We start from the raw sequence: 22,782 nt of genomic DNA, 5'->3' as shown, positions 1-22,782 counted from the left end.
CAGTGGCCCCCACTTTCCCCGAGCTATGCACAAATACAAGTCGTACCTGATCGGCGGCGGACTCATCGTAGGCAGCCTGATCCTCGCCGTGCTCCTCGTGGCGCTGCGCAGCGCTCCGCCGCAGGACGAGCCTTCGGCTGAGGCACCTATTGTATCGACCACCCCTATTGAGCTCCGCTCCGGCGCGCTGACCGTCCGCGGGAGCGGCACTGTGCGTCCCCCGCGCGAGATCGACCTGACGGCCGAAGTGGGTGGGCGGATCGTGTCGGTGAGCGATGCCTTCGTGAGCGGCGGGACGTTCCGCGCTGGCGACGTGCTTGCTCGCATCGACCCGGCAGACTACGAAAGCCAGGTGCGCCAGGCGCGGGCCGCCGTTACGCAGCGCCAGTTCGAGGTGCTGCAGGCGCGCGAAGAAGTGGGCGTAGCAAAGGAGGAGTATGAACGCCTGCGTCGCCGCGCCGATGAGGCCCCCGAGCCCGATAGCACGGAGCTGGGGCGCCTTCTCTTTCGCGAACCTCAGCTCCGGGCGGCGGAGGCCAACCTGGAGAGCGCAGAGGCCCAACTCGAAACCGCTGAGACCAACCTGGAGCGAACAGCTCTCGTGGCGCCGTTTGACGGACGCATCCGCACGACCATGACGAACCAGGGGGCGTACGTGGCGCCGGGTACCCCCGTCGCGCAGCTTTTCAGCACCGAGCAGGCAGAAGTGGTCGTTCCGCTGGAGTCGCGCCGCGCCGCCCTGATTGACAGGCTGTGGCGCACCAGTGCGCGCGAAACCGACCGGCCGCGCTCCGCCGCCGTGACGCTGAACTACGGCGATGCCACCTACACGTGGGATGGATACGTAGACCGCGTGGAAGGCGCGCTCGATGCGCAAACCCGTACGGTGAACGTCGCCGTGCGTGTAGATGCGCCCTACGACGCGCATCCTGACAGCGATGCCGACGACAGCCCGCCGCTCGCAGTGGGATCGTACGTCTCCGTCGACATCGAAGGGCGCTCGCTCGATACCTACTACGCCGTACCACGCCGCGCCGTGCGCAATGACGGCACCGTGTGGACGGTGGAGGCAGACACGCTGCTTGTGATGCGCGAAGTAGATGTCGTACAGCACGTTGACGATCGTGCCTTCGTTACGGGCGATCTGGCCGATGGCCGCCCGGTCATCACCGACGACCTCCCCGTCGTGAGCGACAGCATGACTGTCCGGCTTGCCGACAACTGACACGACCGACATATCCACCGACATCCATCCGCATCCTCCTACCGTTCTCTCTGCACGCTCATGACCCGTATGATTGACTGGATGGCCCGCAACGGCGTGGCCTCCAACCTCCTCTTTATTCTGATCTTTCTGGTGGGTGGTATCAGCGCGTTTGCGGTGGTGCAAGAGGTCTTTCCTGAGTTCAGCCTGGATGCCGTGCAGGTGCGCGTAGAGTACCCGGGCAGCACCCCCGAAGAGATCGAGGAATCGATCGTGCAGCGTATTGAAGACCGGATTCAGGGCGTGGAGGGCATCGACCGGATTCTCGCAACGGCCTCCGAGAACTTTGGGATTGTAACCGCTGAGCTGCAGCGCGGCGCCGATGCCGCTCAGGTGCGCGACGAGATCAAGCAGGAGGTCGACCGCATCACCGCCTTTCCCGAAGAGGCCGAACAGCCGACCGTTACCGAGCTCTCGAACCGGCGGCAGGTCTTGCAGGTCGCCATCTACGGACGTGCCAGCGAGAGGTCTCTCAAAGAAGCCGCCAAGCAGCTCGACCGCGAGCTCACGCAGTATCCCGAGATCTCGCTCATCGAGCGCGCCGGCATTCGCGACTACGAGATCTCGATTGAGGTCGATCGACAGACGCTACGCACGTACGGACTCACGCTGCCTGAGGTAGCTGGACTCGTGCGCGAGGGAAGCCTGGACCTGCCGGGGGGCGAGATCGAGACGGCGGATGAACAGATTCTCATTCGCACGATGGGGCAGAACTACACGAAGCAAGACTTCGAAGACATTGTGCTGCTCAGCCAGTCAGACGGAACGCAGCTTCGCTTGGGCGACATCGCCACCGTCGTTGACGGATTTGAGGACGCAGACCTCATCACCCGGTTTAACGGCGAACGTGCGGCGTTCCTGCAGGTCTTCCGCACCGGCAACGAACAGGTGCTGCGCAACGTGGAGGTTGTGGAAAACCATCTCGACGCTAACTTCCGCCCGTCCCTGCCCGATGGCATTCAAGTCGGCATCTGGCAGAATCAGGCCGAAGACCTTGAGAGCCGCCTCGACTTGCTCATCAAGAACGGACTGCTGGGCCTTCTGCTCGTCATTGCGACGCTCATGCTGTTCCTGAATCCGCGTCTGGCGTTCTGGACCTCAGTGGGCATCTCGCTTTCCTTTGTGGGTACTTTTGCCGTTATGTATCTGCTCGGCGTATCCATCAACTTGATCTCGCTCTTCGGCTTCATCCTATCGATCGGTATCGTGGTGGATGATGCAATCGTCGTGGGCGAGAATATCTTCGCCGAACAAGAGAAAGGAGCCGACCCTACCGAAGCTGCTGTAACAGGGTCTAACCGGGTTGCGGCCCCGGTTATCTTTGCCGTGCTCACAACAGTTGCCGCCTTTGCGCCCCTGCTCTTCATTGAAGGCACGCTGGGCAAGTTCTTGGGCGACATCCCGTTTATCGTGATTGTAGTGCTTCTGCTTTCGCTCGTTGAGGTGCTCTTTATCCTGCCGTACCACCTGTCAACCGTCAAGAAGACCCCCGAAAAAGACGACAATGCGTTCATCCGCCGCCTCAAGAAGATCCAGCAGCGGTTTGCGGATGCGCTGGACCGCTTTATTAACGGCCCGCTGCAGCGTGCCCTGAAGTACAGCACGTCGCAGTACGGCGTTGTGCTCTGCACGGGCATTGCCGTACTCATTATAATTGGTGGATTGATTGCAGGGGGATACGTGCGGTTCTCATTTCTACCGACCATTGAGGGCAAACTCGTAACCGCGCGCCTTGAACTCCCGGTGGGCGTTACCGCCACGCAGACGCAGCGCATTACCGACCAGTTGGAAGCGGCCGGGCGCGAAACGGCAGAGGATCTGCAAGCTGACCTTGCCGCTTCGCATCCCGACATTGTAGCCAACGTGTTTACCAGCATCGGACAGCAGCCGCAGGCCAATGCTGGCCCGGCCGATGCCGGCCCTGGTCTCATTGACCCGCGCCTGGCCGAGGTCTCGTTTGAGCTGATCGATCCGGAGGAGCGCGAGGTAACAGCACGCGCGTTTGAGCAAGCCTGGCGCGACCGGTTCGAGGAGCCTGCCGGCATCCGCTCGCTTGCCTTCTCGGCCGACGTGGTAGACCTCGGCGACCCGGTCGCTGTCGAACTCGCCGCCGATGATGCAGAAACCCTGTCCAGCGCAGTCGAGGCGCTGCAAGACTCGCTGCGCCAGTTCACCGGGGTCTTTGATGTCGAGAATGACCAGCAAGCCGGTAAGCGCGAGGTGCAGCTGGCTTTGCGCCCCGAGGCGCGCACGCTCGGACTCACCTTGAACGACCTGGCCCAGCAGGTGCGCGCGGGCTTCTTCGGCGCCGAGTCGTACCGCCTGCAGCGCGGCGAAGACGAAGTGCAGGTGTTCGCCCGGCTGCCCGAGCACGAGCGCCGTGCCATCACCGACCTGGAAACGTACCGCATCCGCACCGCCGAGGGCGCATTCGTTCCACTCGGCGATGTGGCCACCGCCGATATTGGCTTTGGCCCGTCGCAGATCAACCGTCGGGGCGGGCGCCGCGTTATCACCATCACGGCCGACGTAAACGAGGAGGTTGTGACCGGTCAGGAGGTGAACGGGGTGCTCGAAGCCCGCATCCTTCCAGCTATGCAGGGTACGTTTCAAGGACTGGACTTCAGCTTCGAGGGCGAGCAGCGCGAGCAGCAGCAGGCGCTCGGGTCGTTGCTGATTGGCTTCGCCATCGCGCTGTTTGCGATCTATGCGCTGCTGGCCATTCCCTTTCGGTCGTATATCCAGCCGCTCGTCATCATGAGCGTCATCCCGTTTGGGTGGGCAGGCGCCATTCTGGGCCATCTCTTGCTGGATATTCCGATTGGACTGCTTAGCATCTTTGGATTCGTGGGCCTCAGCGGAGTCGTGGTCAACAACTCGCTGGTCTACATCGATTTTGCCAATGAAGAGTTCGCCAGCGGGAAGTCGTGGCCAGAGGCGCTGGTGGCCGCCGGAAAATCGCGCTTTCGTCCCATCCTGCTCACGTCGCTCACCACGTTTCTGGGCGTCTTCCCGATCATCATCGAAACCAGCGTGCAGGCGCAGTTTCTGGTACCGCTGGCCGTGAGCCTGGGGTTGGGCATCCTGTTTACACTCCCCGTGGTGATGCTGCTCATCCCTGCCTTTGCTATGCTACAGTACCGAATTACCGAGTACCTGTACACTGAGGTCTTGGATCGCCCTATGCCCACCACGTACGGAAGCCACTCACCTGCGGCCGATGCGGCATGATCCCGTGCGATCTCTGGTTTCCCCGTAGAGGCATGTCACGGGCGGGCTCCACGGGCGCGCCCGTCTCCCATCCGGATCACCCTACCCATCCTGCGGTAAAGCGGAACCCGCAGTTTTGCAGATTCGGATCGCCTCCTCATGATCAACAGCTACTTTACGCTGCGTGCACTGGTCGCCCGCTGGCACGACGACCTCGTTGGATGCCGCGTACACGATGCGTTCTCGCAGGTCAGAAACGAATTCTCACTTGCGCTGAGCGGCCCCGAATCCGACTGGATGCTCCGCACTTCGGTGCAGCGTCCGCTCCTGTTTCTGTTTCGCACCAGCGGCATCAGCAAGAAAAAGCGCAACGTAGCCACGCTCTTCGGCAGCGCCCGCGGTCGCACTGTAACCGACGTGCGCATTGCTCATCTCGACCGCATGGTCATGCTCGACCTCGACGATAACTCGCGCATCGTGTGGCAGCTTTTCGGGGCGCGCGCGAACGTGTTCTGGGTGGATGCGGAGACCGGCACTATCCGCGATGCCTTTCGCAACGCAGACACGCTGCGCGGCACCGATGCGCCCACCCCGCGCGCCGCTCCTATGCCCGACACGCTCAACGACTTTCTCGGACGATGGCGCGACAACCGTAATAAGGTCCGCCAGGCTATGCAGTCCGCCGTTCCGCTGTTCGGGCAGCCACTTGCCCGCGAAACCGTGCACCGCGCCGGACTCGACCCGACTGCCGACCCGGAAACCGTCTCCTCCGCAGAAAAAGAGGCGCTTTTCGCATCCGCCCAGGCCGTGCTGAACGACCTGGCGACGCCCGCCCCGCGTCTCTACGGCCACGGTCCGTTTCCCGATGCGTTTGCGCTTATCCCGCTGCAGCACCGCACCGACGAGCGCGAAGCCTTCGACAACATCGACAACGCCGTGCGCGTAGCGGTGCGCCGCATGCTGGCGAAGCAGCACTTCGAGCGCCTCTACGATCCGCTCGACGACGCCCTGACGCGGGCGGCCGACCGGGCGCAACGCACCACCGAACAGATGATGCAGGAGCTCACGAATGAAAGCCGCGCCGAGGAGTACGAGCGATGGGCCCACCTGCTCATGACGCAGCCTCAGGTCGAGCCGGGCGCTGCGGAGGTGGCCATGCCCGACCTGTTCAGCGAGCGCGAAGAGGAGGTCACGATTCCACTCGACCCGTCTAAGTCGCTCGTGAAAAACGCCGAGTACTACTACGACCGGGCCCGCCGCACGCGGCGTTCGCGCGAGGAGGCCGAGGCGCGCCTCGACGACGCCATCGCACGCGCCGAATCCGCCCAGCAGCTTCTGGATGACCTGCACGCGATCGACACGCTCGACGGCATCAAACGCTTTCGCAAAGACCGATCGGACGAGATCGCCCCGTTCATGGACCGCGGCTCGTCTGATGTCGACACGTTTCCGTTTCGACGCTTCGATCTGGGCGGAGGCTTTGAAGTGTGGGTCGGCAAAAACGCACGGCAGAACGACGAGCTCACGTTCCATACCGCACAGAAGTACGACATCTGGATGCACGCGCGCCAGGTGCCGGGGTCGCACACGGTGCTGCACCTGCCCAACCGCGATGCCACCCCCGGACGCAAGCGCCTGGTTCAGGCCGCACAGATCGCTGCGTACTACAGCAAAGCGCGTGGCAGCGGGGCGGTGCCCGTCATGTACACGCGCCGCAAGTACGTCCGCAGCCCCAAAGGCAGCGCGCCGGGCGCCGTGACGGTGCAGCGCGAAGAGGTGCTGATGGTGGAGCCCGGTCTACCATAATGCATCGATTAACTCGTCTTTTCCCTTCCTGCACGTACCCGCTCCGCCATGCTTCAACCGACCCGCTCCGCCTCGGTACGCGCGCACGTTTTCCTGTTCACGATGCTGTGCACAGCGGTTCTATTCGGGGGATGCGACAGCTCACCCGGCGCGCAAGACACCGTCGCATCCCCGGCCCCAGATCGCGGCAGCGGGGGCTTGTTCATCATCGGTGGCGGCACGCAGCCCGCGGCGATGGTAGAACGCATGGTGCAGGAGGCCGGGGTGGATACGACGGGTCACGCCGTTATCTTGCCAATGGCGACATCCGATCCGATGGCTGCTATTGATGAGGTGCGCACGCGGCTACAAGACGCCGGAGCACAGACGGTAAAAGGCATCCACGTTCCCGAAGGGACTACGCCCAGCCAGGATGACCTCGATACCATCCGCTCTGCTCATCTCATCTACCTCACCGGCGGCGATCAACGGCGGTTTATGGAGGCGGTGGACGGCACACCCGTCATTGCGGCTATACGCGACAGCTACGACAACGGTGCGCTGGTTGCAGGCACCAGCGCCGGAGCGGCCGTCATGGGCCCGCGCGTGATCACCGGCGACGAGCAGCGCTACGATGAATATAGCTCCACCTTCCGCACGCTCGAATCCGACAACCTGATTTTGCGCGACGGCCTCGACCTGCTTCCTAACGTGATTGTCGACCAGCACTTTATCTACCGCAGCCGCTACAACCGCCTGCTCACCGCGGTGCTCGAAGATCCCTCCATGGCCGGCATCGGGATCGATGAGTCCACCGCCTTGCTCATCACCGAATCGGAAGCTGAGGTCGTCGGCGAGTGGCAGATTGTGGTAGTGCGTCACCCGACCGGTACCACCCGTACGCAAGACAACCTGCTGGGGGGGCGGGGACTAACCATCGATGTGTACCTGCCTGGGGAAACCGTCGAACTACCCGAGTAGCCCCCCTTGGCGAAACGTAATACACGCGTCATGCCCTACTGCCTTGTATGCAACTGGCATGCTCCGTACGTTGAGGTGCATCCGTTACGCGCCCCTGAAGCGCATTCCTTTCTTGTCGGCTTTCTCATGCTCATGCTACGTCCCTGCTTTCGCTTCCCGTCCTCCCTTTCGCGCGGCTCGTTGCTGCTTGCCGTACTGGGCACCGGACTCATAGCAACAGGATGCGGGAGCTCTGAACCTGCATCGGAGACCTCGCCGCCTGCTCCCACCATGCAGACACCCGGCGACTTCGACATGGAGCCGGAGTCAGAAGGCTTGGCTGAGATTCGGCGCCCCGATGCGGGGGCTACGCAAGCTCTTCTGGAGCAAGCCCTGCGTGATACAGACGACATGACCTACGATGAGGTGCTCCGCTTTCTCGGAACGCCCGACCGGCGCAGTCAGCGCACGGTCGAGAATGCCTTTGCCCCCGGTCAGGTCGACACGGTTTATACGCTTGCCTACGCTGGCATGCAGACGCACGTTTACGTGCCAGGCGATACCGCTCGCAGCTTTCTCATTCAGGTGGAGCTGCGAGACCCGTTCTACACAACCCCGGATGAGCTGCGTGTAGGCATGGCCCCTACGGACGTGCGCCGCACGCTGGGTGCTCCGAGTCGCGTCGAGTCAGATGTGTGGGTCTATGAACGCGTTGGTGCCGCCGAAACCGACCTTCGTCTCCAGTGGCAAAACGACCGGCTACGGGTCATCACATATGTGTTCTCATTTGCTTGACACGCCCTCAACGAGACGCTCCCCGAGCTTAGCGTTCGGGGGGAATGCAACCATTCGTCGACCGGGGAGATAGGACTACTCTCGATTGGCCCTTAGCGCTTTGCGCACCAGCTCATCGGCCGAGTCGATATCGGCGTTGTCGCGCAAGACCACGCGGATGGAGCGTTCTGCGTCGGCGCGCGAGAGCCCGAGTGACTCCAGCGCGGCAAGGGCATCGGACCGGGCGTCGGCTTTCGCATCCGACGAACCCGTAGGTAGCGCCCCGTCATCGCCCAGGTCCATCTCAGAGAGCGGATCGCGCAGCTCAACGATCAGTCGCTCTGCCGTTTTGCGACCGACCCCCGATATGTCTTTGAGACGCGCCGTATCCCCCTGGACGACGTGGTCGCGCAGGGCCCGTGGCGACATGGCCGAGAGCGCAGAGAGCGCCAGGCTGGGTCCTACGCGCGATACGCCACGCATCGTGTTGAAGATGGTGCGCTCGGCTTTGGTGGAAAACCCGTAGAGCGAGATGTCGTCTTCGCGCACGTAGTGCACCGTATACAGATGTACCGACTCCCCGGTGTCCGGCAGCTCCTGAAACGTAGACGTCGGAATCTGGATCGCATATCCGAGTCCGTCAACGTCTACGACGGCCTCTTCGGGCGTCTTTTCGACGAGCGTGCCAGATACGTAGGTAATCATGTAGTCGGATACTGAGGATCAGGTAGACGGATGCGCACAGGTTCTTACTCACGCCACGGGTCGCGCGGCACGGCGGGCCGCCTCGCGATCCCAGCGCATCACGATCGGGATGCGGCGCCCAACGCCAAACGCCTTGTCGGTAACTCGAATTCCCGGAGGCGCCTGGCGACGCTTGTACTCGTTCTGGTCGACCATCTGAAGCACATGGTTGACCAGATCGGCGTCGTATCCGGTCTCGGCCACGATCGTGTCGGCCTCCTGCATCTCCTCGACATATCGCCTTAAGATGATGTCGAGGACCGCATAATCAGGCAGCGAGTCGGTATCCTGCTGATCAGGGCGTAGCTCTGCCGACGGGGGTTTATCAATCGTGTTCTGGGGGATGCGATCCGTACCCGCTTTGGTGTTAATGTACTCTGCCAGCTCGTATACACGCGTCTTCAGCACGTCCGACAGCACGGCAACGCCGCCGTTCGTGTCTCCGTAGAGCGTCACGTATCCAACGGCCATCTCGCTCTTGTTGCCGGTAGAGAGAAGCAGGTGGCCAAACTTGTTGGACAGCGCCATCAGCGTAATGCCCCGGCTTCGCGACTGGATGTTTTCTTCAGCAACGCCTGCGTCCGTGCCCTCAAAAGCCGCTGAGAGCATCATATCAAATGCGTCGACAGCCGGCGCAATCGGAATCTCTTTGAACTCGATTCCGAGGTTGTGCGCCAGCTGCTCCGAGTCGGTCACCGACCCTTCCGACGAGATCTCTGATGGCATCGTAACGCCCAAGACCCGATCGGGGCCGAGGGCTTCAGTAGCGAGCGCGCACGTTACCGCCGAGTCGATCCCCCCAGAGAGTCCGACCAGTGCTTTGTTGAAGATGCCCGTCTTCTCGTAGTAGTCGCGGATGCCAAGAACCAGCGCGTCGTGGATGTTCGCAATGTCATCCGAAGCGGGCTCGGGCTGCGGCGCAAGGGCGTCCATATCTACCACAAGCAGATCTTCCTCGAACCGGTCTGCCGCTGCTGCACACTCGCCCGAGGCGGTGTACACCCGGCTGTCGCCATCGAAGACGATCTCCGTGTTTGCGCCAACCTGATTCACAAAGGCAAATGGCACGCCGTGCTGGGTCGTAGCGCCTTTCAGCAGCCGCTCACGCTCTTTCGACTTCCCTACCGAGAACGGCGACGCGCTGATATTCAATAAGAAGTCGGGCTTCTGCTCGGCGAGCTCGGCCACCGGATCGCGCGTGTAGCGCCGATGCGGCTCTTCCGGCAGGCAGTTCCACATGTCTTCGCACACGTGCAGCCCAATGCGCGTGCCCTGCCACGCGACCACCCCCGCCTTCGGACCAGGCTCAAAGTGACGGTCTTCGTCGAACACGTCGTAGGTGGGCAGAAGCGCCTTGGTATGCACGACCGCTTCTCCCATATCGCGCTCCAATAGCAGAGCCGTGTTGTACAACGGACGGCCCAGGGTGTCGGGGTTGGGAAGGGGGGCTCCAACAATAACCCCGATGCCAGATGGTATTTCGGTGGTGAGCTGTGCAATACTGTCTTGCACCGCCTCGATGAAGAGCGGGTTGCTAAGCAAGTCCTGAGGCGGGTACCCTGTAAGGCAAAGCTCTGGAAAAGCAACCAGGTCGGCCCCTGCATCGGCAGCCTGCTGAGCGTACGATACGATGCGTTCCCGATTGCCGTCGAGATCACCCACCGTCGGATTTATCTGCGCGAGAGCCAGCTTCATAGATGGTGAACTGGTTGGTCGTAATAGTTTAAGTATATGCGCCTGTACTTCTTAACGTGTACGTAGGGCACAGTCGTTCCCACTTTTGTACACATGCTTTGACGTAGCGGAATGCGTTGCAAGACACTTCATGGAGCCCTCCTTAACACAACGCATACGAGAGGCACGCATTCCATTCATCTCGTGCCTACCCGAATCGTGCCCTCTTCTCGCTTTTGCTCTCGCGTTGCACGCGACGCTGAAACGCCAATGGCCGGCACCGCCACCGAAGCGGTGCACTGGCTCCTGATCGAAGACCCTATGCCGTGGGGCCCGCAGGCCCTCCCCGATGCGGAGTGGTACCCGGCCATCGAACCGGCACTGACGCGTTGGCGCGCCGACGTCCCCGACTTGCGCGTGCAGCTTATTCGTCGCCGCATCAAAACATGGGATGCCCCGGGGTCAATCCGCTGCTTTGTTGTGCGTACCGGAAGCGTACCCGTAGTGCATGCCCGGTACGTATCCGCCTATGCCGACCTGCAGCATCTTGACGTCCCCAACCTGCTCACACGCGGACCGGCTGGTCTTCCTGATGGCCCGCTCGTGCTTACGTGCACCAACGGGCGCCGCGATGCCTGCTGCGCCAAATGGGGGCGCCCCGTAGCCCAGGCTGCTGAACAGGTTCATCCCGACGGCGCCTGGCAGACGTCGCATCTGGGCGGGCATCGGTTTGCCCCTACTGTGCTGGTGCTGCCTGCTGGAACACATTATGGCTGGGTGGATGCCGACGCGGTGCCGGACCTGGTTGACGCCCACCGCCACAAACGCCTCTTCGACCTGAATCACTATCGAGGCAGGGTCCATCACCTGCGCCCGGTGCAGGCTGCGTGTATTGCGCTGCGCAGACAGCGGGCGGTGGATGCGTTGCCTGCCGTAGACGGGCGTGTCGTAGCCCGAAAGTCTGACAGTTATAAGGTAGCCGTCGACTACGACGGTGCGGTGTATACGGCATTTGTGCATGCTACGGAGGGCCCTTCGTTTGTACATAGCTGCAAAGACGACACTCCTAAGCCAAGCACAGAATGGCATGTTACGTGGGATACGGATGCATCGCCTTTGAGCGATCCCCCTACGACAAAGCCCCGACCTGCTTGAAAGCAGACCGGGGCCTTTTCAGACACCACTTAGCATCTCACGCATCAGGGCACGCTCTAAAACCCGTACTGGACGCGCACGAATGCACTTCGCCCAGGCTCAGGGATAAACGCCTGATTTTGATCCGCCTGCAGCGCATCAAACTGGAATGAGCGTGCATTCAGGTGCTCCCGGTACGTAGTATCGAACACGTTGGTCACGCCGACCCGCAGGGATACGTTACTCAACAATTGAGCCCCTGCGGTTACGTTGACCGTGGTAAACCCGTCGGTCTCGCCTTCGTTACGGATCGTCGCTACGCGTGTCTGTTCTGCAACAGCACGCAGCGATCCATCCAGAAAGAAGGTATCACCTACCGGCATCCAGCGCGCCCCCAGGCGGAGCTGTGCGGGCATGACGCCATAGGCGGGCTCGTCGTCTTCGAACGACTCATCACGCCCCCACAGATATTCGCCGCTGGCCCGCACGCGCAACGTCGGGTGTACCTGTGCGTGTGCCTCGGCTTCAACGCCCCAGAAGGTTGCCTGCCCGTTCGCATAGGTAAACACTATGTCGGGAGTTAGCGGCAATGCGGAGGCTACGCCTGGGGCTTGTATGATTGTGATGTAGTCATCATGGTGACGTACAAACCCGGTAACCGAACCGGTGAAGCGTGGGGTTGCTGCCTCTAATCCGAGGTCAGCCTGGTAGGTGCGCTCGGGGTTGAGCGTAGGATTGCCCATGAACTCATTGCCCCGCTGCGTGCGTGTGGCGCCCACGCGATCGCCAAACCGCTCCAACGGTTCGGGAGCACGCGCTGATGAACCCACTCCGGCTATTACAGAGAGGGGGGCGACAAGCGGTACCGTAGCGCTGGCGGCAGCACTCCACAGCACATCGGTCGTGGCCAGGTCGCCAGTTAGCGTAAGCCCCCGTGCCGCTTCCGCGCGTTCACGAAACCCGTCGGTGACCGTCTGCGGGTCGGTATGCACCACGTCAAGGCGTCCGGTGGCCGTTGCCTCTGCCTGCCCGAAGACGCGCTCCAGCTTGGCAAAGCCGCCGATCTCGGTCGTGCGCACGTCGGGCCAGACGATGTCGCGGTGCATAACGGGTCCCTGGCTGCCGTCCTCGGTGCGCGGCCCCCGCTCGCGTGTGGCGGTGCGTAGCGCGCTATATCCGCTTGTGCCCACGTTGAGCGTGAAGTCAGGGGCCAGCTGCAGCTCTGCCAGCGCACGGCCGCCTACGGTGGCAATCTCCGTGTCGTTGGTGATGTACAGCGCCATGGGCGGCATTCGATCAGGGTCGGGCTCTGCTGTGCGCTTGTTGTCGTTGTTCATGCGATGCAGCGTCTGGTAGCCGTAGCCCTGCGCTTCGAAGCGCTGAAGCGTGCCCGTGCCGTACCACTCGTAAGTGAGCGCTCCGCGAATGGTCTCGAAGTAGACCGCATCGAGCGGACGCCCAGGGTAGGCGATATTGCCCTGGTCCTGAAAGCTGGCCTGGGCACTTAGCCGAGAGGTTCCTGGCAGCTCAACTCCGACGCGTGCACGCACCTCGGTCGACTCAAACTCGCCGCGGACGGTGGTGCCGTCGCCTGCTGTGTAGTCGTCGCCCGTGCGGTAGGCTCCGCCCACATCATAGAAGAGGCGTCCCGACCGTCCAAGCAGGCGTCCGTCAAGGTCGACGGCGTCGCGGTTGCTCACGAAGCCGGTACGAAGCGTTCCGGTAGCCAGCGTGTTAGGAATCGAGGCCCGCGTGTCGACACGGATGCTGCTGAGGCTGGGCCCCTGGGCCAACGCGTACGGTCCGCGCACCACATCCATGCGCTGCACGCTGGCCGGGTCTATATGGCTCAGCGGCGTATCCATGCGGGCGGGCCCGCCCCCAAAGCTGCGCATGCCGTCAACGAACGTTGATACCTGCGTGCCGGTAAGGCCACGCACGTTCGGGTCGAGCCCGAGCCCACCACGGCGTTGCAGGTTGATGCCTGTTACCGTCTGAAGCGCCTCGCCTACGTCTTGCAGCGGAAGCGCATCAAGCTCTTCTTGACCGATGCGGGTCGTGAGGCGCTCCTCAAGCGCTGTCGCAAAAACATCGACCTGGTCAAGTGCAACACGGGCCGGCTGCAGCGCAAACGAAGCAACGGTGGTTTCATCGGCCTCGATCGTGACCGATTGTTCGGCGGCCTGGTAGCCAACGGCGCTCACGCGCACCACATAGGTGCCCGGCGTGAGATCAACGATCTCATAGCGTCCGTCGCTGTCGGTTGCGGTACCGCGCCCGGCATCCTCCACGACGACGTTGACGTCAGGCAGGGGGGCTTCCGTTTCGGCGTGGACTACGTCGCCGGTAAGCATTCCGGTGGCCGGAGCCTGTGCAGATGCAGGCGTTGGGGCAGCCCATGCCACGCATCCAGTAAGCAAAATAAGAACAGTGCAGGTACGCACGTAAGCGCGCACAGATAGCATATCCATAAGACAAAAAAGAAGTATGGTTGATAGAAAAGAGGGTGGAGCAAATGCTCCTGGTTCAGTGAGATGGGGCTTCGGATGATGACTGTGGCGCTGCAGGTGATAGCACCACGTGGACAGATATCACGTGGATAAACCGCATGTGGGTACATGCCACGCAGATACAGCGCACCCGTAGGGGAAGCTTACCCGTGGTTTGCCCACGGGGTATCTGACTGCAGCGCTCTCCATCCCGATATGCCCGCGTCAGACACGGGGCGGGTGGAAGATGTCCTCGGACTGGAGTGAAGAGAGGTGCATAGACCATAGGCCGTACTCGGCCCGTACGTGCCAGAAGCGATCGGGCTGTTCAAGTGCCGTAAGCACGAACTTGTCGAGCACGAGTACCGCATCATCGGGGCCGTCAGCGTCGTGGTCGCAGGTGCACTGTAAAGCGAGGGGGATGTCGTGCCCGGCCTCGTGCATCTCTGGTGGCATCGCGTCGCGGTCGATGCAGAAGTGCGCAGCGTCGCCAGTATGCGCATTGCTATGGTGCGCGTCGTGCTGCGCTGTGGCCCCAGAACCAGCCGCGCGGGCCGCCTGCATGGCTGCATGATGCGGACACACGTGGGGCCCCTGGCTATGATGCGCGCAGGGCGACGCTATGCCGGTTGCGATATACCCGACGACCGCCTGCCAGCCCCCGAGCGGCCCCACGAGTAGCATCGACGCAATCAGCACCAGCACGCCAAGGCGCGCCGGTACGGATTTATCGGCATGGAAGCGGTGCGGGGTCAACATGCAGCACGGAATTTATCTTTAACTACACGCAGTAATACTTACCGCATAGGGCTTCAGTTCACGGTTCTACGAAAATCTGTCTGCGCTTTCTTCTGTTTGGCCTACACGTTTGTCTATACGCGGCGGCAACGCAGGTCTGTAAACGCGGCGCACAAACGAAGAGCAGCCCCCACTATGCAGCGGAGGCTGCTCCTTAATGTCTCATAATGCGACAAAACCGAGGGATGCTACAGTCCCTTCAAGCGTGCCGACACATTGGCGACACGGCGCCCCAGGTTGCGGGCCGAAAGCAGCTCGTCTTCTACCGGCTGCCGTGATCCATCGCCACCGGCGAGCGTCGTCGGGCCGTATGGCGTGCCACCAACGCCCTCGGTCGTCAGAATGTGCGGATTTTCGCCGTAGGGCAGTCCCACGAAGATCATCCCCAGGTGCAAGAGCGGCACCAGGCTCGTCAGGATGGTCGTCTCCTGCCCGCCGTGGATTGTGGCGGTTGACGTAAACATGGCGGTGGCTTTGCCTTCGAGCTCGCCGTTCTGCCAGAGCGCACCGGTGGTGTCGATAAACTGCTTCATCTGCGCAGTCATGTTGCCGTAGCGCGTAGGCGAGCCCCAGATGATGCCGTCGGCCCAGCGCAGGTCGTCATGCGTCGCTTCAGGATGCTCGCTTATTGCCTCTTGCGCCTGCACGTAGGCATCCTGGCCGCTCATCGCCTGGCGAGCGCTTTCCAGCTCTGGGATGCGCCGCAGGCGCACGTCCGTGTCATCGACGCCCTCGGCGCCCTCAGCCACGGCCTGTGCCATCTGGTAGGTGTGTCCGTACGATGAGTAAAACGGGATAAGAACGTTGGTAGCCATAGTGGAATCGGTGTATCTGTGCAAGAAAATAAGGATGCGAGGGCATGCAGCTCTCGCAAAGGTGGTTATGCAACCGGCGTGGTTGCGGGTTCAATAGGAGCAAGGTTGGCTTCAATCGATGCGCGGTCGGGCTCCAGCGCAGGGGGCAGGGTCACTTTGCCGGCATCAGCCTCGTCGACCGGAAACGCGGCTCCGGTGTCCGTCGCGATCTCGATCAAGATGCCGCCCGGCACCCGCACGTAGATCGACGTAAAGTAGTGGCGGTCGATAATGGGCGACACATTGAGTCCGGCCTGCGCGATGCGCTCGCGCCACGCTGCAATCGTGTCTTCATTCGGGGTGCGAAGCGCTACGTGGTGCACGCCGCCCCGCCCGAGCCAGCCGCGAGGCGCATCTGTCGTTTCGATAACGTGCAGCTCCGCCGCGGATCCGCCTTCACCGATCGAAAACACCCGGGCGGTTTCAGGGGGATGCGGAACGGCGGCGTCGTTACCGCCCCCATCGGGGCTATTGGTGCCATTAGCACGAACCGTGTACGCCCGTTCGTCGCGCAGCCCGAACACCTCGGTCAGCACATCGCGCGTACCTGCCGTGGCGTCAACCGTAATCTCGACCGGACCCAGCCCTTGTATTGCGTGCTTCGCCTCTACGGGAGCCTGCTTCCATGGCGTAGTGTCTGGCACACGGTCTACGTCGGCGCTGTCGTCGACCAGGTGAAGCGTCTGGTCTTCCTGGTCGTAGAAGGTGATGGCAGCGCGCCCTGCCCGCTCGTGGATAGCCGTGCGGCGCACCCCGACGGCATCGAAGTGCGTGGCCCATGCCTGCAGCGCTTCCTGCCCCCGCACCCGCAGCGAGGTGCCCGTGATCAGGCCCGCCCCCGCGCGCTGCTCACGAGCCTGTGCAATGTCAAAGAATGTAAGATCGGTACCCGGGGTGCCGTGCGCATCCGCATAAAACAGATGATACGACGACGTGTCGTCTTGATTCACTGTCTTTGCTACAAGCCGTAGGCCCAGGGTCTGGGTGTAAAACTGAACGTTGTAGCTGGCCCGTGCCGTGATGGCCGATACGTGGTGGATCCCTTTGAGCGTAAGGTCAGAAGCCATGAGCATGCAGAAGGTTTAGCAGAAGGTGTAGGAGTACAGATCGTAGTTGGTAGCTGCCTGGCGAGCCAAGCGACCAGTGAGACAAGTACGTAGCGCTACGAGCGTGCAGCTGAATCGCGCAGGCGGCGCAGCAATCGAAAGAGCGTTTCCTTTTCGCGAATAGAGAGATCGCTCATCAGTGTCTGAATCATAACGGCGTGCTCGGGAAACACCTGCTCAATGCGGTCGCGTCCGTCGTCGGTAAGCCGAACGATCTGGATGCGGCGATCGTCGTCGTCAGCCCGGCGCGTAACGAGCCCCTCTTCTTCCAGCTTGTCAAGTACGTAGGTCATGCTACCACTGGTTAGCAGCACACGCTCGCCCACCTCGCCCACCGGTAGAGGCCCCTTGTGCAGCAGCACTTCGAGCACGGCAAACTCTTTCATGGTCAGGTCATGTACCTCCACCTGGCGGCGCAGCGGCGCATCAACAGCATGTTGCGCACGGTTCAGCGCAATCCACACCTGAAGGGCCCGGCGGCGATCACGGTCCATACAACGCATCAGCTTGTCTACATACAATTATCTTGATACCAAGATAACTAATCAGAATGCACTGTGTCGTTCCTCGTGCGACGACTTTGTTGCAGATATGCTGTTTTCTCTGATCCTGCTCCCTGCCCGCCCGATGTCGCTGTTCCTGCGCCCCAAAAGTGTGAACGAAACGTAAAAAGATCGGTGCCGTAGCAAACATTGCGTAGTTGTCTGACCATTCCCCAAGTGCATGTCCGAGCCGACCAACCCTCCCCTGGTGCCTGAGTCTCAGATTGAGCGTGTAGCGCGGCGCCTCAAGATTATGGGCGACCCCGTGCGGCTGCAGCTGCTGAACCTGCTTCGCGTACATGGCGAAATGAACGTGCAGGAGCTGGTCGATACCTCGGGGCAGCGGCAGGCGAATGTGAGCAAGCATCTGGGTATTCTGATGCGCGAAGGCCTCGTATCCCGCCGTAAGGAAGGCGTAAAGGCGTTCTATTCGCTCGACGACCCCAGCCTGCCCGGCATCTGCGTCCTGGTAACGAACCAGCTGGAGACTGGCAACGCAGCCGCTACCTGACACCCGTCTAACGTGCATACCTGCATGGATACGATCGAACTGCAGCGCTGGCTGGGGGTGCTCTTCGTGGCAGGATGCCTGCTATTGGGGTATCCTCTGCTTACCGTGTACAGCGTGCCCGCAACTATAGGCGGTATTCCTGTACTGTACGCGGTGATCTTTGCAATCTGGGCCCTGCTCATTGGGACCAGCGCATGGCTGCTTCACCGCCCCTCTGCTTCGCGCACGTCGACTGAACCTGCTGAGTCAGACGCCCCTCGCAGGTAGCATATGGACCCTACCCTGATTCTGCTTATTGCTGCTGCTTATCTCGGGCTGCTCTTTGCGATTGCCTATTATGGCGACGAGCGCGCCGAGCACGGGCGCAGTCTCGTCAACAATCCCTACATTTACGCCCTCTCGCTTGCTGTATACTGCACGGCCTGGACGTTCTACGGAAGCGTAGGCTACGCGGCTACCGACGGCATCAACTTCCTGCCGATCTACATCGGCCCTACGCTCATTGCCATTCTATGGTGGGTTGTGATGCGGAAGATCGTCCGCATCAGTGCCCACGAGCGCATCACCTCAATTGCAGACTTTATCGGGGCGCGCTACGGTAAGAGTGCGCTACTGGCAGGTGTGGTAACGGTTGTTGCCGTACTCGGCGTGGTGCCATACATCGCAGTGCAGCTCAAAGCCATCTCGACCAGCTTCAGCGCGCTTACCGTCCCCCTCGATGCAGCAAACACCGCGTATCCTCCGGTATTCCAAGATACGGCATTCTATGCAGCCCTTGCACTGGCGGTGTTTACCATCCTCTTCGGCACGCGGCATCTCGACGTAACGGAGCGCCACGAGGGACTGGTTGTTGCGATTGCGTTTGAGTCGGTCGTGAAGCTGGTGGCATTTTTGGCGGTGGGGCTGTTCGTCACGTTTGGCCTTTACAACGGCGTTGGCGACCTCTTCCGGCAGGGCGCTGCCGTGGCCGAGATAGAAGCGCTGTATACGGTCGACGGGGCATCGGGGGCGTGGGCCGACTGGGTGTGGCTTACCGGCCTGTCGATGCTCGCGGTGCTTTTCTTGCCCCGGCAGTTTCAGGTTACGGTGGTGGAGAACGTCAACGAAGACCACCTGCGCAAGGCAGCCTGGCTCTTTCCGCTCTACCTGCTGCTTATCAACATTTTTGTGCTGCCCATCGCGGTGGCCGGGCTCTTGCATTTTGGGGATGCCACCCATGCCGATATGTTCGTCCTGGCTCTGCCATACGCCGAGGGGCATTCGGCCCTCGCCCTCCTGGCATTTATTGGCGGGCTATCGGCCGCTACCGGAATGGTCATCGTGGCGGCCACAGCGCTCAGCACCATGATCTGCAACGACCTGGTGGTGCCTCTCCTGCTGCGTGCGCCCGGCCTGAACCTGGTCGAACGCGCTCGCCTTACAGGCGTGATTCTGGGTATCCGACGCGTAGCCATCGTCGTTGTTATCTTGATGGGCTATCTGTACCTGCGTGGCCTCGGCGATGCCCCCTCTCTTGTCGCGATCGGGCTCATCTCGTTTGCAGCGATCGCGCAGTTCGCCCCCGCGATACTCGGGGGGATCTTCTGGAAACGCGGCACCCGCGCCGGTGCTCTGGCCGGACTCCTGGCCGGGGTGGCCGTGTGGGGATACACCCTGCCGCTGCCGCTGCTGGCCGACTCGGGCTGGCTGCCTGCTTCGTTTATTACCGACGGCCCGTTCGGCATTGCCGCGCTGCGCCCGTACGCCCTGCTGGGGCTGGATGCCCTCAATCCGGTGCCGCATACGCTGTTCTGGACGCTACTGGTTAATGGCGGGCTCTACGTAGTGGTGTCGCTCGCTACGCATCCCACCATGATGGAGCAGAGCCAGGCCACCCGCTTTGTCGATGTCTTTCACTATGCCGACCCCCACGAGTCGGCCGCCCCCTGGCGAGGCACCGCCCCGGTCGGCGACCTGCATGCGCTGCTGCGACGCTTTCTTGGCTGGCGCGCAGCCGAGCGGGCGCTTCATGCCTATCGTACCCGGCATGAGCTCGACGCACTCCCCGAAACCGCCGACGAAGAGCTGGTCGACTACGTAGAAACGCTCCTTGCCGGCGCAATTGGAGCAGCCAGTGCACAGGCTGTGGTGCGGTCGGTGGCGCAGGCCAAGCCGCTGCACATCAGTGAAGTCATGGAGATTCTCGATGAGGCCCAGCAGGTCATGGCTTACAGCCGCGAGCTGGAGCGCAAAAAAGCAGAGCTCGAAGCCGCCACCGACGAGCTGCGCGCGGCCAACCAGAAGCTCAAGGAGATCGACCAGCTCAAGGACGACTTTGTGTCGACCGTGTCGCACGAGCTGCGCACGCCGCTCACGGCCATTCGGGCTATCTCCGAGATCATGCATCAGACGCCCAGCCTGACGCCCGAACAGCAGCAGTCGTTTGCATCCACCATTATGCGCGAAACCGAGCGGCTTACCCGGCTCGTAAACCAGGTGCTCGACCTGCAGCGCCTCGACGCCGCCCCCAACCTCAACCGGGCTCCGCGCGACCTGCGGGCTGTGGTGCGCAACGCCCTCAATGCGGTCCGCCCACAGTTTCAGCAGCAGGGCATTGCGCTTCACGTTACCGTACCCGACGATCCGTGCCTGACCTCAATCGATGACGACCGCGTCACGCAGGTGCTGCTCAACCTGCTCTCGAACGCCGCCAAGTACAGCGCCGAGACCGATGCACGCGTCACCGTGCAGGCAACGCGCGATGCCGACACCGTTAGCGTGGCAGTTTCCGACAACGGCCCAGGCATTGCAGGCGACCAGCAAGACGCGATCTTCGAAAAATTCAGACAGGCCCGCAACCGCGTTGGTCCTCAGGCCGGTAGCGGACTCGGCCTCGCCATCGCCCGCCAGATTGTGCGTCAGCACGACGGTTCGCTCACGGTTCGCAGCACGCCCGGGCAGGGTGCCACCTTTACGATGCGCTTGCCCCGTTACGTACCCGCCAGTGCGGCTGCTTCTGTTTCTACGACTTCTGCCTCTTAATGCCTCTGCCTCATCTCCTTAACTGCATTATGCCCCACGTACTGATCGTTGAAGACGAGCCCAGCATCGTTACCCCGCTGCGTTTCCTGATGGAACAAGAGGGCTGCTCGGTACAGGTTGTAGACGACGGTGCGCACGTTATGGATGCCCTCGACCAGCAGCTTCCCGACCTGGTTCTGCTCGACGTAATGCTGCCGTCACGTAACGGATATGACCTGTGCAACGCGATCCGGCAGCGCCCCGACGGGAACGACCTCGCCATCATCATGCTTACGGTAAAAGGACGCGAAGTTGATATTCAAAAGGGCTACGCGATGGGGGCCGATGCCTACATCACAAAACCGTTTGCCGTAGCCGATGTCGTGGCTACAGCTCGGAAGTACTTGCCTGATGCGTAGCACGAGAGCGGGCGCTAAACTGCCTTGGAGCACGGGGTTCGCTGACGTTGTAGACCTGCGCCCTTTTAAACGCGTGCGTATCAACAGCCGTAGAGGCACAGAGAGTTGGGTGGTTAAGTAAACAGATAGGCCGATGGCCCCCTCGTTCCGTTTTATTTTCTGGGTTCAGATGGATGCGTAGCTATGACGCCCTGGCAGCACGCTCTTCTCAATACGATAGACGCCCCCGCCTTTGTGTGCGATGCAGACGCGCTGCTGGTGGCCTGGAATACTGATGCCGCCCGAACGCTGAGCGGTGCTCTGCGCGTTTCATCTCCGTCGCCGCCCTCTTCCTCATCATCCGCCGGCGCTACGGCACGCCATGTCCAACTGCGCGGGGCCTCGTTGCTCGAGTGCGTAAGTGCAGCCTCCTGGAAACAGCTCAAGCAAACCTCAGAGTCGAGCGCAGTCATTGCGCAGATCAACGGAAGTCCCCGGCGCTTGCATGCCCGCAGGCTCACCGTAGACGAGACGGTCTACTGGCTTATCCGATGCGAGACGCCCGCAGCCATCGAGGCTATGCCTGCAGACGACCTCCTGCGCCAACTCATCGAAGCGGTGCGCACGCCCCTCGCAAGCATTCGGGCGGCCATCGAAACCGTGAAGCAATATCCGGGCATGGGAGCCGATGCCGCCTCCCAGTTCACTGATGTCATTGCCAGCCAGAGCGTCCGGCTTAGCGAGCTCATCGAAACGACCGAGCGCACATACACCACGCTCTATCAGCGGCGGCGCGCCCTCGAACCGATTGAGGGTACAGCCTTGCTTGCATGGACGCGCGACACCCTGCGTGACGTGCTTGACATTCCCGTGGCTGCCGATAACGCAACAGGAGGAGTTCCACCGGTACGCATCGCCCCGCAGATGCTGCGCCAGGGCATCGCTTTTGTAGGAGACCGATTCGTAAACGCAACACGCTGCCAGGCGCTTCATCTTCACCTGCGCGCCGCTGATGCACATACTACCGGTGGCGTTGTGCTGCTTGATCTCTCTGCCGAAGGGGGCCGTACCGTTACGGAGACCCGGCTCGACACCTGGAAGCAGAAGGTCATCCCGTGGCGCACCTCTATGATGCAGCTAACCCTTCAGGCACTGCTCGACCAGCACAATGCCCAGCTATGGGTTGAGGAGAACGAGCGGGGGCCCCTTCTCCGATTTGCATTTCCGCAGTCGCCTGCTTCTGAGAATGCAGAGGCATAAACGCGCCGGCATAACGGCCTGTCTGCTCAGACGCCCCTGCGCTTCCGAGCGCTGCTTCTCTCGCCAATAGACAATGCATGCGTCCTCCATAGGTGGAAGCATACAGTCCCGAAGGCGTCCCTACACTACACCTTCGAAAAAATTCAACACTTCCCTTGACAGCGTCTTCGCTATTGATTACGTTTTGGTAAACAATATTGCGAAGCGCTTCCATTATGTGCACTGAAGCAGGGTTTGGGAAGCGCGCAGCCCCCTTTTATTACTGGGCAGTAATTATTA

The 22,782-nt window shown here is 61.6% G+C and carries 18 protein-coding genes; 11 read left to right on the top strand and 7 right to left on the bottom strand.

What is annotated here, in order from left to right; translation table 11 throughout:
• Positions 1-25: 25 nt before the first annotated feature.
• From PPP56_RS00840 to PPP56_RS00820, 5 genes are all read left to right on the top strand, one after another.
• Complete coding sequence (locus PPP56_RS00840; RefSeq protein WP_353561809.1) at positions 26-1,225, top strand: efflux RND transporter periplasmic adaptor subunit; 1,200 nt, start codon at positions 26-28, stop codon at positions 1,223-1,225.
• A 60-nt stretch (positions 1,226-1,285) separates the two neighbouring features.
• Complete coding sequence (locus PPP56_RS00835) at positions 1,286-4,495, top strand: efflux RND transporter permease subunit (RefSeq protein WP_353561807.1); 3,210 nt, start codon at positions 1,286-1,288, stop codon at positions 4,493-4,495.
• A gap of 138 nt (positions 4,496-4,633) precedes the next feature.
• Complete coding sequence (locus PPP56_RS00830; RefSeq protein ID WP_353561805.1) at positions 4,634-6,280, top strand: Rqc2 family fibronectin-binding protein; 1,647 nt, start codon at positions 4,634-4,636, stop codon at positions 6,278-6,280.
• Positions 6,281-6,328: 48 nt separating this feature from the next.
• Positions 6,329-7,240, top strand: coding sequence for a cyanophycinase (locus PPP56_RS00825; RefSeq protein WP_353561803.1), 912 nt, complete (start codon positions 6,329-6,331; stop codon positions 7,238-7,240).
• 30 nt (positions 7,241-7,270) lie between these two features.
• The gene (locus PPP56_RS00820; RefSeq protein WP_353561801.1) at positions 7,271-8,014 is read left to right on the top strand and encodes a hypothetical protein; all 744 of its coding nucleotides are present in this window, start codon (positions 7,271-7,273) and stop codon (positions 8,012-8,014) included.
• A 75-nt stretch (positions 8,015-8,089) separates the two neighbouring features.
• Here the strand turns inward: PPP56_RS00820 and ruvA are convergent, their stop codons facing one another.
• A complete protein-coding gene (gene ruvA / locus PPP56_RS00815) occupies positions 8,090-8,698 on the bottom strand; it encodes a Holliday junction branch migration protein RuvA (RefSeq protein ID WP_353561799.1) in 609 nt (202 codons plus the stop codon).
• Positions 8,699-8,746: 48 nt separating this feature from the next.
• Positions 8,747-10,432 (bottom strand): NAD+ synthase, encoded by a 1,686-nt coding sequence (locus PPP56_RS00810; protein ID WP_353561797.1) that lies wholly within the window; start codon positions 10,430-10,432, stop codon positions 8,747-8,749.
• 183 nt (positions 10,433-10,615) lie between these two features.
• On the opposite strand from PPP56_RS00810, the gene PPP56_RS00805 reads away from it, so the two are divergent.
• Entirely contained in the window at positions 10,616-11,566 is a 951-nt protein-coding gene (locus tag PPP56_RS00805; protein WP_353561795.1) for a ferredoxin family protein, read from the top strand.
• Positions 11,567-11,622: 56 nt separating this feature from the next.
• On the opposite strand, the gene PPP56_RS00800 is transcribed toward PPP56_RS00805, so the two are convergent.
• From PPP56_RS00800 to PPP56_RS00780, 5 genes are all read right to left on the bottom strand, one after another.
• Complete coding sequence (locus PPP56_RS00800; protein ID WP_353561793.1) at positions 11,623-14,016, bottom strand: TonB-dependent receptor; 2,394 nt, start codon at positions 14,014-14,016, stop codon at positions 11,623-11,625.
• A 243-nt stretch (positions 14,017-14,259) separates the two neighbouring features.
• Complete coding sequence (locus PPP56_RS00795) at positions 14,260-14,793, bottom strand: hypothetical protein (RefSeq protein ID WP_353561791.1); 534 nt, start codon at positions 14,791-14,793, stop codon at positions 14,260-14,262.
• Positions 14,794-15,020: 227 nt separating this feature from the next.
• A complete protein-coding gene (wrbA, locus tag PPP56_RS00790; RefSeq protein WP_353561789.1) occupies positions 15,021-15,647 on the bottom strand; it encodes an NAD(P)H:quinone oxidoreductase in 627 nt (208 codons plus the stop codon).
• Positions 15,648-15,712: 65 nt separating this feature from the next.
• Positions 15,713-16,753, bottom strand: a complete 1,041-nt coding sequence (locus tag PPP56_RS00785; protein ID WP_353561787.1) for a VOC family protein — start codon at positions 16,751-16,753, stop codon at positions 15,713-15,715.
• Between the two features lie 95 nt (positions 16,754-16,848).
• Positions 16,849-17,286, bottom strand: a complete 438-nt coding sequence (locus tag PPP56_RS00780) for a MarR family winged helix-turn-helix transcriptional regulator (protein ID WP_353561785.1) — start codon at positions 17,284-17,286, stop codon at positions 16,849-16,851.
• 229 nt (positions 17,287-17,515) lie between these two features.
• On the opposite strand from PPP56_RS00780, the gene PPP56_RS00775 reads away from it, so the two are divergent.
• The 5 genes from PPP56_RS00775 to PPP56_RS00755 all read left to right on the top strand — a co-directional run bounded on the left by PPP56_RS00775 (position 17,516) and on the right by PPP56_RS00755 (position 22,503).
• Positions 17,516-17,845, top strand: coding sequence for an ArsR/SmtB family transcription factor (locus PPP56_RS00775; protein ID WP_353561783.1), 330 nt, complete (start codon positions 17,516-17,518; stop codon positions 17,843-17,845).
• A 24-nt stretch (positions 17,846-17,869) separates the two neighbouring features.
• Positions 17,870-18,112 (top strand): hypothetical protein, encoded by a 243-nt coding sequence (locus tag PPP56_RS00770; RefSeq protein ID WP_353561781.1) that lies wholly within the window; start codon positions 17,870-17,872, stop codon positions 18,110-18,112.
• A 3-nt stretch (positions 18,113-18,115) separates the two neighbouring features.
• Entirely contained in the window at positions 18,116-20,866 is a 2,751-nt protein-coding gene (locus PPP56_RS00765; protein ID WP_353561779.1) for an ATP-binding protein, read from the top strand.
• Positions 20,867-20,895: 29 nt separating this feature from the next.
• Entirely contained in the window at positions 20,896-21,264 is a 369-nt protein-coding gene (locus PPP56_RS00760) for a response regulator transcription factor (RefSeq protein WP_353561777.1), read from the top strand.
• A gap of 183 nt (positions 21,265-21,447) precedes the next feature.
• Positions 21,448-22,503, top strand: a complete 1,056-nt coding sequence (locus tag PPP56_RS00755; protein WP_353561775.1) for a histidine kinase — start codon at positions 21,448-21,450, stop codon at positions 22,501-22,503.
• Positions 22,504-22,782 lie beyond the last annotated feature (279 nt).

The sequence above is a fragment of the Longimonas sp. genome (assembly GCF_040409695.1).
Classification (GTDB): domain Bacteria; phylum Bacteroidota; class Rhodothermia; order Rhodothermales; family Salinibacteraceae; genus Longimonas.
This window is presented reverse-complemented; position numbering and strand designations above follow the sequence as displayed.

Coding starts and splice junctions, on each gene's coding strand:
- PPP56_RS00840 (WP_353561809.1), top strand. CDS start 26: ATGCACAAATACAAGTCGTACCTGATCGGCGGCGGACTCATCGTAGGC.
- PPP56_RS00835 (WP_353561807.1), top strand. CDS start 1,286: ATGACCCGTATGATTGACTGGATGGCCCGCAACGGCGTGGCCTCCAAC.
- PPP56_RS00830 (WP_353561805.1), top strand. CDS start 4,634: ATGATCAACAGCTACTTTACGCTGCGTGCACTGGTCGCCCGCTGGCAC.
- PPP56_RS00825 (WP_353561803.1), top strand. CDS start 6,329: ATGCTTCAACCGACCCGCTCCGCCTCGGTACGCGCGCACGTTTTCCTG.
- PPP56_RS00820 (WP_353561801.1), top strand. CDS start 7,271: ATGCCCTACTGCCTTGTATGCAACTGGCATGCTCCGTACGTTGAGGTG.
- ruvA (WP_353561799.1), bottom strand. CDS start 8,698: ATGATTACCTACGTATCTGGCACGCTCGTCGAAAAGACGCCCGAAGAG.
- PPP56_RS00810 (WP_353561797.1), bottom strand. CDS start 10,432: ATGAAGCTGGCTCTCGCGCAGATAAATCCGACGGTGGGTGATCTCGAC.
- PPP56_RS00800 (WP_353561793.1), bottom strand. CDS start 14,016: ATGGATATGCTATCTGTGCGCGCTTACGTGCGTACCTGCACTGTTCTT.
- PPP56_RS00795 (WP_353561791.1), bottom strand. CDS start 14,793: ATGTTGACCCCGCACCGCTTCCATGCCGATAAATCCGTACCGGCGCGC.
- wrbA (WP_353561789.1), bottom strand. CDS start 15,647: ATGGCTACCAACGTTCTTATCCCGTTTTACTCATCGTACGGACACACC.
- PPP56_RS00785 (WP_353561787.1), bottom strand. CDS start 16,753: ATGGCTTCTGACCTTACGCTCAAAGGGATCCACCACGTATCGGCCATC.
- PPP56_RS00780 (WP_353561785.1), bottom strand. CDS start 17,286: ATGGACCGTGATCGCCGCCGGGCCCTTCAGGTGTGGATTGCGCTGAAC.
- PPP56_RS00775 (WP_353561783.1), top strand. CDS start 17,516: ATGTCCGAGCCGACCAACCCTCCCCTGGTGCCTGAGTCTCAGATTGAG.
- PPP56_RS00770 (WP_353561781.1), top strand. CDS start 17,870: ATGGATACGATCGAACTGCAGCGCTGGCTGGGGGTGCTCTTCGTGGCA.
- PPP56_RS00765 (WP_353561779.1), top strand. CDS start 18,116: ATGGACCCTACCCTGATTCTGCTTATTGCTGCTGCTTATCTCGGGCTG.
- PPP56_RS00760 (WP_353561777.1), top strand. CDS start 20,896: ATGCCCCACGTACTGATCGTTGAAGACGAGCCCAGCATCGTTACCCCG.
- PPP56_RS00755 (WP_353561775.1), top strand. CDS start 21,448: ATGACGCCCTGGCAGCACGCTCTTCTCAATACGATAGACGCCCCCGCC.